Raw genomic sequence first — 9,506 nt, 5'->3', positions numbered from 1 at the left:
GGGCGACGACGCCGGCGCCTACCGCGGGCGGCCCTGGTGGGCGCGCCTGCTGGGGTGGATCCTCTCGCCCTGGGTCTCGTTGACGATCGAGCCCAACGATCCGGCCTCGCATGCCGACGCCCTGGACCGGCCTGTCTGCTATGTCCTCGAGGACTATGGGCTGTCCAATGCCCTGATCCTGGACCGCGCCTGCCAGCAGGCCGGCCTGCCCTCCCCCTTGCAGCCCCTGCCGGGCGATCCGCTGGGCCGCAAGCGCGCCTACCTGGCGCTTTCCCGGCGCAATGCCAACCTCTCGCCGCTGGGCGCGCCGCCCAGGCCCAGCAGTCATTCAGAGTCGCTGGCGCGCCTGCTCGACGCGCATCGCCTGGACCCGGGCCTGGACGTGCAACTGGTGCCGGTATCGATCTTCGTCGGCCGCGCGCCGGACAAGAACAGCGGCTGGTTCTCGGTGCTGTTCTCGGAAAACTGGGCGCTCGTCGGCCGCTTCCGTCGCCTGCTGGCGATCCTCCTCAACGGCCGCGACACCCTCGTGCGCTTCGCGCCGCCGGTCTCGCTGCGCGGCGTGACCGACGAGGGGCTGCCGCCCGAGCGCACCGTGCGCAAGCTCTCGCGCGTGCTGCGCGCGCACTTCCGCCGCATCCGTGCCGCCATCGTCGGCCCCGACCTGTCGACCCGCCGCCTGCTGGTCGACCGCGTCCTGGGCTCGGACAGCGTCAAGGACGCGATCGCCGACCAGGCCCGGCGCGACAAGTCCTCGCTCTCGGACGCCTGGAAGAAGGCCCATGCCTACGCCTACGAGATCGCCGCGGACTATTCGCATCCGCTGGTGCGTTCGGCCAGCTTCATCCTCGCGCCGGTGTGGAACCGCATCTACCGCGGCGTCCTCGTCCACCACCTCGACAAGCTCAAGCAGGTCGCCCCTGGCAACGAAGTGGTCTACGTGCCCAGCCACCGCAGCCACATGGACTACCTGCTGCTGAGCTACCTGCTCTACACCAAGGGCATCGTGCCGCCGCACATCGTCGCCGGCGTCAACCTCAACCTGCCCGTGGTCGGCACGATCCTGCGCAAGGGCGGCGCCTTCTTCATCCGCCGCAGCATCCGCGGCAGCGCGCTGTACTCGGCGGTGTTCTCCGAGTACATGGCGCAGCTGGTGGCCGGCGGCTACTCCATCGAGTACTTCATCGAAGGCGGGCGCTCGCGCACCGGCCGCCTGCTGCAACCCAAGGCCGGCACCCTGTCGATGACGGTGCGCGCCTACCTGCGCCAGCCCACGCGCCCGGTGTTGTTCCAGCCGGTCTACATCGGCTACGAGAAGCTGATGGAAGGCAACAGTTACCTGGACGAGCTCAGCGGCAAGCCCAAGGAGGGCGAGTCGATCTGGCAACTGCTGTGGGGCATCCCCAAGGTGCTGCGCAGCAACTACGGCCAGGTCGTGGTCAACTTCGGCGAGCCGATCCGGCTCAACGACATGCTCGCCCGGCACGCGCCCGAATGGCAGGGCGAGGCCGTGGCAGAGGACGAGAAGCCCGCGTGGCTGACCGGCACGGTCGACGCGCTGGCACAGCAGATCCAGGTCAACGTCAACCGCGCGGCCGACGTCAATCCCATCAACCTGCTCGCGATGGCCCTGCTGTCCACGCCCAAGCACGCCATGAGCGAAAGCGACCTGCTCGCGCAGATCGCCCTGAGCAAGACCCTGCTGGAGGAAGTGCCGTACGGCGAGCGCGTCACCGTCACCCCGCACACGCCCGTCCAGATCGTCGCGCACGGCGAGGAAATCGGCGTGCTGTCGCGCACCGCCCACCCGCTGGGCGACGTGCTCGGCGTCAGCGGCGACAAGGCGGTGCTGCTGAGCTACTTCCGCAACAACGTCGTCCACCTGTTCACCGCCGCGTCCTGGGTGGCCTGCTGTTTCCAGCACAACCGGCGCATGAGCCTGGCGGGCGTGCTGCGGCTGGGTCGCAGCGTGTATCCGTTCCTGCAGGCCGAGTTGTTCCTGCCGTGGACCGAAGACCAGTTCGTCGACCGCATCCGCGCCACCATCGAGGTGTTCATCCGCGAAGGCCTGCTCGAGCAGGTCAGCGAGGACGACGGCGGCATCCTCGCGCGCAACGCCGGCCAGTCCGACGAGGTGTTCCGCCTGCGCGCGATCGGTCACTCGCTGCAGCAGGCCTTCGAGCGCTACTACATCACCATCTCGGTGCTGGTGAAGAACGGCGCGGGCACCCTCAGCGCCGGCCAGCTAGAGAGCCTGTGCCAGCTCGCCGCGCAACGGCTCTCGCTGCTGTACGCGCCCGCCGCCCCGGAGTTCTTCGACAAGACCCTGTTCCGCGGCTTCATCCAGAAGCTGCGCGAACTCGGCCTGGTCCGCACCGACGACGCCGGCAAGCTCGACTTCGACGACCGCCTCGACAACTGGGCGCGCGACGCCAAGTTCATCCTCGGCCGCGAACTGCGCCACACCATCGAGAAAGTCAGCCCGGAAATGGTGGCGCAACCGGAGGAGCGCGACGCGGAGGGTGGCGTGTCCAGGGACGGGGGCGGCTGATCAAGGCGAGCCTGTGCGACTCAAGGCGCCAAGGCCACATCTAAAGCGGAGCCGGATGTGCGCCAGCGCGCCGTTGACTGCGGGACCGGCTGGGCGGTAAGGTCCCGTTCCAAGCAACAGGGGGCGTGACCCAATGGATGGGTCACGGCAAATGCAAGGACGATGACGCAAACGCTTTTCCGCACGGAAGTACTCGAGGCGCGCCGTACCAGCTGGCTGGGCGGTATCTCGCTGGCCCAGCCGATCCGGCTGTGGGTGCTGACCGCTGCCGCCGTCGCCATCGCGACGATCATCATCCTCTTCCTGGTCTTCGGTACCTACACCCGGCGCTCGCGCGTGGTCGGCCAACTCGTGCCCGTGCAGGGCATGGCGACCGTGCTGGCGCCCGCGACCGGTATCGTGACCCGCGTCGATGTACCCGAAGGCAGCCGTGTCGAGGCGGGCCAGACCATCGCCGTGGTGACGATGCCGCGCGCCACGGTCGCCGGCGGTGACACCCAGCAGGCTTTGGCACAGCGACTGAGGCGTCGCCAGGCGGGCCTCGAATCAGCGCAGCTGGCCCAGCACGACCTGTTGAGCGCCCAGGCCGCCGGCCTTGCCAACCAGTTGCTGACGGCCCGTCGTGAACTGGCCCAGATAGAAGCCGAGATCGCGACCCGGGAACAGCAGGTGCAACTGGCCAACGAGACCCTGGATCGCCTGCGGCAGCTGCGCGAAGGCCAGTACGTCAGCGAGCTCCAGTTGAAGCAACAGGAGTCGAGTGCGCTGGACCAGGTCGGCGAAATGCAGGTCCTGCAGCGCCAGGCCATCTCCACGCGGCGCATGATCGCGCAATTGCAGCAGGCCAGCCGCGAACTCCCCGGCCAGCGCCGGATGAGCGATGCCGGCTACGAACGCGACATCGCTTTGCTCGAACAGGAACAACTGGAAACCAGCGCCCGTGGCGAACCGGCGATCATCGCCCCGGTCAGTGGCGTCATCGCGACCCAGTTGTTCAAGCCTGGCCAGGCCGTGCAGGCAGGCCAGGCCCTGATGAGCGTGCTGCCCGGCGACGGTGCCCTGGAGGCCGAACTGCTCGTCCCCAGTCGCGCCATCGGCTTCATCGAGCCCGGCGACAGCGTCCTGCTGCGCTACCAGGCCTACCCCTACCAGAAGTTCGGCCACCACCAGGGCCGCGTTGCGCGCATCAGCCGCAGCACCGTGAACCCCGCGCAGAGCGACGCAACAAGCGAGCCCTTCTACCGGATCAATGTGGCCTTGGACCGCCAGGCGATCACCGCCTACGGCGAGGACGAAACCCTCAAGCCCGGCATGCTGCTCGACGCCGACGTTCTGGGCGAACGCCGCACCCTGATCGAATGGGTGCTGGAGCCGTTGTACTCAATCCAAGGATCTGTGTTCGGCCGATGACTGCAGCGTCGGGCGTGCCAGTGTGATGCCGGGTAGTCCGGCGAAAATTTCAAACAAGGAAATGATCAACATGCGAATTCTTCAAGAAGATGTTATGGGTCTCGTTTGTGGTGCTGGAGACTGCCCTCCCTCCCGTGGTACCGATGTCATCGATTGCGCGCAATCCGATTGACCCACCCCCGGAAAACTGGGCCAACGTAAAGTAGAGAATTCGCCCCGCATGGGCCCCCGCGGACACGAGGAATCAGGCGATGAAGAAGTCACGTTTCACTGAGGAGCAGATCGCATATGCGCTCAAGCAGGCCGAGCCTCGCCCGGGCGAGGCGCCCAGCCCGCCAAACTCACGGACTGCATTCGTCCCGGAGACCGCATGAGCTCAATTGCAGGCAGACCAATGGAGTTTCTCAAGAATTGCAGGCATCTTACCTGCGCGGCACTGCTCTGCTACTCCATGGCGAGCATGGCTTTCGCCGGAGAGGGCACCCAGGCATCAGGGGTGCCCCTGGACTTCTCCCGGAGTGTTCTCATTGAGATTGAAATCGACATTCCGAAAGAGGAAACGTCGATCGAAGCGCTTTCGCAGTATCTTGATACTGAAGGGTTCCAGCTGCATATCCATGTTTACTATCGGGAGACGGGGGAAGCGCTTGGTGAATCGCTGGAATTCCAAAGCAAGCGACTGTCGGCGAAGCGCTCGGGAGCGCTCAGCCCTGATGCGCTGGCGACCCTTTCCGAGCGGGTCGCAACACTGGCCGAGCCTTTGGGAAGTCCGCGCTGGAAGCTCAGCCAGGTTCAATCGGACCCCTAGGCCGGTTCGTCCGGGATCATCGCGCTTTCCAGGCGGGCGATGCAGTCCTTCAGCCAGAGCTTGCGCTTCTTCATGCGCTTGAGCGCCAGGTCGTCGTGTGCGTCGTGGTCGCGCAGGACGGCGAGCCGTTCGATGGCGGCGTCGAGGTCGCGGTGCTCGAGACGGACCTCGGCCAGGCGGCGGGCGATCTCGGCGGGGTCTGAGGTGTCGAGCATGGGGGGAGCTTAGCGCGGGTCCGGGGCGCCGTCATGGCGATCCCGGGCGGCGGGACGCGCTCCCTTGATTGCCCGGCGCCGGCCGGGGCGGGCGGGGTGGTGCAGTAGAATGGAGGGACCATGAGCACCGTCCTCCCCCTCGCCGAACCCCTGCCGCGCCGCGGCGCCGACCCCCAGGCCGATGCCCGCGAGGCCGACCGGCTGGGCACGCGCCTGCGCCACCAGGTCGGCCAGGCCATTGCCGACTTCGGGATGATCGAGGACGGCGACAAGGTGATGGTCTGCCTGTCCGGCGGGAAGGACAGTTACACGATGCTGGACGTCCTCCTCCAGCTGCAGAAGAAGGCGCCGGTGAAGTTCGAGCTGGTCGCGGTCAACCTGGACCAGAAGCAGCCCGACTTTCCGGAACACGTGCTGCCGCAGTATCTGGAATCGATCGGTGTCGAATACCGGATCCTCGAGCAGGACACCTACTCGGTGGTCACCCGCGTGGTGCCGGAAGGCAAGACGATGTGCTCGCTGTGTTCGCGGCTGCGTCGGGGCGCGCTCTACACCCATGCCGAGGAACAGGGCTTCACCAAGATCGCGCTGGGCCACCATCGCGACGACCTGGTGGCGACCTTCTTCCTCAACCTGTTCTTCCACGCCAAGCTCTCGGGCATGCCGCCCAAGCTGTTGAGCGACAACGGCAGGCACGTTGTGATCCGCCCGCTGGCCTACGTGCGCGAGGACGACATCGCCCGATACGCGGCCCTCCGCGAGTTCCCGATCATCCCCTGCAACCTGTGCGGCTCGCAGGAGAACCTGCAGCGCAAACAGGTCCAGCGGATGATGGACGAATGGGAATGCGAGACGCCCGGCCGGATCGAGACCATCGCACGCGCGCTGGGCGACATCCGCCCCTCGCAGCTGAGCGACCCGAAACTGTTCGACTTCCTCGCCCTGGGCCGGCTGGCCGAGCCGGGCGCGCCGGTCGCCGACGCGCGTGGGAGCGATGACGCTTCAGGACCTGGCAGGGTCTCGTGATGCGATAGTGGAGCAGGGCGCCTGTTCTCGACGCGGTACCCGTGGCACTCCCATGTTGCACGGCCACTGCCGGCAGCGACCCGAGCGCCTCCCCTGCCCCGGATGGCGCGTGCACTGCCCCTCCCGCCTCACCAATCACCCATCCCCAATCACGAATACCTGGACCCCGAATGTTCTTTCGAAACCTCACGCTGTTCCGCTTCCCCACCTCGCAGAAGTTCGACGATCTCGACAGCGGCCTCGATGAGTGCCAGCTCAAGCCGGTCGGCCCGCTGGAACTGTCCAGCCGCGGGTTCATCTCGCCCTTCGGGCGCAGTGCCGAAGCGCTCTCGCATTCGATCCACGATGCCACCTGGCTGACCGTGGGCGGCGAGGACCGCCTGCTCCCGGGCAGCGTGGTCAACGACATGCTTGCCAAGAAGCTGGCCGAGATCGAGGAGAAGGAAGGGCGCAAGCCCGGCGGACGCACCCGCAAGCGGATCAAGGACGAGCTGATCACCGACCTGCTGCCGCGCGCCTTCATCAAGCCCAGCCGCACCGACGCGCTGATCGACCGCAGCCACGGCATCGTGGTCGTGGACACCTCCAGCCGCAAGAGCGCCGAGAACGTGGTCAGCGAGATCCGCCGCGCGCTGGGCAGCTTCCCCGCGCTGCCGCTCAACGCGGAAGTCGCGCCGCGCACGATCCTCACCGGCTGGCTGGCCGGCGAACCCCTGCCTGAAGGCCTCTCGCTGGGCGACGAATGCGAGTTGCGCGATCCGGTCGACCAGGGCGCGGTGGTGAAGGTCCAGCGCATGGAGCTGCAGAGCGACGAGATCAACAAGCACCTGGAGTCGGGGAAGCAGGTCACCCGCCTGGCGCTCAACCTCGACGACCACCTGAGCTTCGTGCTCGGCGAAGACCTCGTGGTGCGCAAGTTCAAGCTGCTGGAGGGTGCGGTGGACGAACTCGAGTCCACCGACACCGACGACATGCGCGCCGAACTCGATGCCCGCTTCGCGCTGATGAGCGGCGAGGTCAAGCGTCTGTTCACCGTGCTCGAGGCGGCGCTCAAGCTCAGCAAGGTCGAGGCCTGAGCCGGGTGTCACCGGCGTGACATCCAGCGGGGCCTCGCGGGGCGCTATGATGCGCGCGTCCCAGGGATGGGCGGCGGCGCCCGGCGTCGTCGATTCCCCCTGCCGCAGATGACCCTCCCCCGTCGATGAGTCCCCCTTTCCGACTGTTGGCACCCGTGTCCCGGCCCGTCGCGCGCGTCGAGCGCGAGGCCACCGAGTTCGAATTGCCCGACGGTCGTCGCATCGAGCTGCTGCGCGTTCGCAACCCGCGCGCGCGCCGGCTGCGCCTGTCGGTCGACGAGCGCGGCGCGCGCCTGACCGTGCCGCCGCGCACCTCCGACCGTGTCGCCACCCAGTTCCTGAACGCGCATCGCGACTGGCTGGGCGAGCAGGTGTCCCGCTTCACCGTCGATGCCCTGCCCGAGTTGCAGCCCGGCAGCAGTACCTGGTTGCCGCTGGCCGGCGCGCGCGTGCCGGTGCAATGGCAGCCGGGCCGGTTCACCCACCTGGTGCAGGCCGGGGAGGCGGATGCGCCGCTGCTGCGTTTCAGCGTCTCCGCACGCGCCGGTCCCGAGGCGCTGCGACGCGCCCTGCGCGACTTCTACGAAGCCCGTGCCCGCGCGGACGTCGGGCGCTGGTTGCCGCGCTACCTGTCGGGCCTGCCGCGCGCACCGCGGCGGGTGCGCTACAAGGTGATGAGCTCGCAATGGGGCTCGCTCGCGCCCGACGGCACCATGGCGCTCGACCTGGGCCTGGTGCTGGCGCGGCCTTCGGCCTTCGAATACGTGCTCGTGCACGAGCTCTGCCACCTGGTCCATGCGGACCACTCGCGGGCGTTCTGGGGCGAGGTCGAAGCGCGCTCGCCGCACTGGCGTGCCGAGCGCGACTACTTCAATGCCGAAGGCCGCCGGCTGAAGGCCATGATGCGCGCCCTGCTCGGCGCATGAGGGCCGCGGCATCCGCGTGTCCCACCCCCGCGCCGGATCACGTATACAGGACATGAGCGGCCCGCGCGCCTCGGCGCCGCATTTCAGTTGTCGCCCAAGGACGTTCCGCATGAGCATGTTCCCCGCCCCTGTCCGCCTCGTGCTGGCCACCGCGTTGGTGGCCGTGCTGGCGAGCGCCTGCCAGAAGTCCGCCGAGGAGCGCATGGCCTCCGCCGCCGCCAGCGCGGCGACCGGCCAGGACGTGGAGGTCCAGCGCGACGGCGACACGACCACGTTCAGCACCGACGAAGGCGACGTCACCGTCGCCACCGGCGAAGGCCTGTCGCTGCCGGACGGCTTCCCCGACGACGTCTACCTGCCGCGCGAGTACACCCTGCGCAGCGTGCTCAACGTCGCCGGCACGCAGGTGCTGTCGTTGAGCACCCGGGGCGATGCCACGACGCTGTTCAACGAGGCCAGCGCCGAGATGAAGGCCAAGGGCTGGACCCAGACCATGGCGATGCAGAACGATGCCCGCAACGCGATGCTGGCTTTCGAGAAGGGCGAGCGCAACGCCGTCGTCTCGGTCAACGGCGACGACGACGGCGAGGTGCAGGTCGGCCTGCAGTTCCGCGAGCGGCAATAAGGGGCCTGGCGTCGGCAGGGCCGGATACGGCTGTTCGGCCGTGACGATGCGGGTGCGTTGTCGCCGGGCTGGAGCGAGATGCTGGATCCCAGCGTTCGCTGGGATGACGAGCAAAGGCAACGGCAGCAGCAAAGGCAACGGCAGCAGCAAAGGCAACGGCAGAAGCAAAGGCAACGGCAGAAGCAAAGGCAACGGCAGAAGCAAAGGCAACGGCAGAAGCAAAGGCAACGGCGGCGTGGTGCCGAGGGGCGACGACGATAGATTCGAGAATCCCGGAGACGACGACTCGCCCAGGGTCCGGTCGCCGCCCGATCTTCTGGCGCCCGCGTCACCCCGGTTCCGTCATCCCGGCGAACGCTGGGATCCAGCCTTTCCGCGCGTTCGCCTGACTGCAGGCGCTGGACGGATGCCTTTCGACACTTCGGGGTCAGGCGCGAATCCTTGTGCAAGGTGGTTGCCCTCGCGGATGGCCGGTGCCTGTTTGGCGACATCGGCTTCCCCTTCCGCGCAGCGGGGAACCCCCTCTTGAAACATCACGCCTGGCGCGAGAAGAAGTCGCCGATCGCGGCGGCGACTTCCGCCGGCTGCTCCATGTGCAGGTGATGGCCGCCTTCGATCACGATGAGTTCGCCACGGGGCAGCAGGGCAGTGCGCGCGCGGCGCACGGCGTCGGGCAGGTAGGGCTGGGCCGGGTCGGCGAAGATCACCCGCGTCGGGCACCCGATGCTGGCGACCAGGTCGTTGACCTGGGCTTCGGTGGGGCGCAGGAAGGTGGGCAGGGTCAGGCGCGGGTCGCTCGACCATGTGTAGCCGCCGGTCACCGCGCGACTCCCGCGCTCGACCAGCAGGCGCGCCGCCGGCTCGGCCAG

Annotated in this window: 9 protein-coding genes; 7 read left to right on the top strand and 2 right to left on the bottom strand. The window is 67.9% G+C overall.

The window, feature by feature from the left end; all coding sequences use genetic code 11:
- From plsB to FKV25_RS12670, 3 genes are all read left to right on the top strand, one after another.
- Window positions 1-2,551: glycerol-3-phosphate 1-O-acyltransferase PlsB (gene plsB, locus FKV25_RS12680; RefSeq protein WP_141519169.1), on the top strand; the 2,551-nt coding region annotated here is incomplete at its 5' end.
- A 162-nt stretch (window positions 2,552-2,713) separates the two neighbouring features.
- Entirely contained in the window at window positions 2,714-3,961 is a 1,248-nt protein-coding gene (locus FKV25_RS12675) for an HlyD family secretion protein (RefSeq protein ID WP_141519168.1), read from the top strand.
- Between the two features lie 370 nt (window positions 3,962-4,331).
- A complete protein-coding gene (locus tag FKV25_RS12670) occupies window positions 4,332-4,769 on the top strand; it encodes a hypothetical protein (RefSeq protein ID WP_141519167.1) in 438 nt (145 codons plus the stop codon).
- On the opposite strand, the gene FKV25_RS12665 is transcribed toward FKV25_RS12670, so the two are convergent.
- Complete coding sequence (locus FKV25_RS12665) at window positions 4,766-4,984, bottom strand: YdcH family protein (RefSeq protein WP_141519166.1); 219 nt, start codon at window positions 4,982-4,984, stop codon at window positions 4,766-4,768. The genes FKV25_RS12670 and FKV25_RS12665 overlap by 4 nt on opposite strands.
- Window positions 4,985-5,104: 120 nt before the next feature.
- On the opposite strand from FKV25_RS12665, the gene ttcA reads away from it, so the two are divergent.
- The 4 genes from ttcA (at window position 5,105) to FKV25_RS12645 (ending at window position 8,637) form a co-directional block, all read left to right on the top strand.
- Window positions 5,105-6,010 carry a tRNA 2-thiocytidine(32) synthetase TtcA gene (gene ttcA / locus FKV25_RS12660; RefSeq protein ID WP_141519165.1) on the top strand — a complete coding sequence of 302 codons (906 nt, stop codon included), beginning with the start codon at window positions 5,105-5,107 and terminating at the stop codon, window positions 6,008-6,010.
- Between the two features lie 170 nt (window positions 6,011-6,180).
- Window positions 6,181-7,086, top strand: coding sequence for a recombination-associated protein RdgC (locus tag FKV25_RS12655; RefSeq protein ID WP_141519164.1), 906 nt, complete (start codon window positions 6,181-6,183; stop codon window positions 7,084-7,086).
- A 125-nt stretch (window positions 7,087-7,211) separates the two neighbouring features.
- Entirely contained in the window at window positions 7,212-8,012 is an 801-nt protein-coding gene (locus FKV25_RS12650; RefSeq protein WP_141519163.1) for a YgjP family zinc-dependent metalloprotease, read from the top strand.
- A 109-nt stretch (window positions 8,013-8,121) separates the two neighbouring features.
- Window positions 8,122-8,637 carry a hypothetical protein gene (locus tag FKV25_RS12645; RefSeq protein ID WP_141519162.1) on the top strand — a complete coding sequence of 172 codons (516 nt, stop codon included), beginning with the start codon at window positions 8,122-8,124 and terminating at the stop codon, window positions 8,635-8,637.
- Window positions 8,638-9,170: 533 nt separating this feature from the next.
- Here the strand turns inward: FKV25_RS12645 and FKV25_RS16285 are convergent.
- Window positions 9,171-9,506: alpha/beta fold hydrolase (locus tag FKV25_RS16285; protein WP_170218634.1), on the bottom strand; the 336-nt coding region annotated here is incomplete at its 5' end.

This window comes from Marilutibacter aestuarii (genome assembly GCF_006546775.1).
Lineage (GTDB): Bacteria > Pseudomonadota > Gammaproteobacteria > Xanthomonadales > Xanthomonadaceae > Marilutibacter > Marilutibacter aestuarii.
The sequence above is the reverse complement of the archived record's forward strand: the minus strand, read 5'-3'. Positions and strand labels throughout refer to the sequence as shown.

Coding starts and splice junctions, on each gene's coding strand:
- FKV25_RS12650 (WP_141519163.1), top strand. CDS start 7,212: ATGAGTCCCCCTTTCCGACTGTTGGCACCCGTGTCCCGGCCCGTCGCG.
- ttcA (WP_141519165.1), top strand. CDS start 5,105: ATGAGCACCGTCCTCCCCCTCGCCGAACCCCTGCCGCGCCGCGGCGCC.
- FKV25_RS12655 (WP_141519164.1), top strand. CDS start 6,181: ATGTTCTTTCGAAACCTCACGCTGTTCCGCTTCCCCACCTCGCAGAAG.
- FKV25_RS12645 (WP_141519162.1), top strand. CDS start 8,122: ATGAGCATGTTCCCCGCCCCTGTCCGCCTCGTGCTGGCCACCGCGTTG.
- FKV25_RS12670 (WP_141519167.1), top strand. CDS start 4,332: ATGAGCTCAATTGCAGGCAGACCAATGGAGTTTCTCAAGAATTGCAGG.
- FKV25_RS12675 (WP_141519168.1), top strand. CDS start 2,714: ATGACGCAAACGCTTTTCCGCACGGAAGTACTCGAGGCGCGCCGTACC.
- FKV25_RS12665 (WP_141519166.1), bottom strand. CDS start 4,984: ATGCTCGACACCTCAGACCCCGCCGAGATCGCCCGCCGCCTGGCCGAG.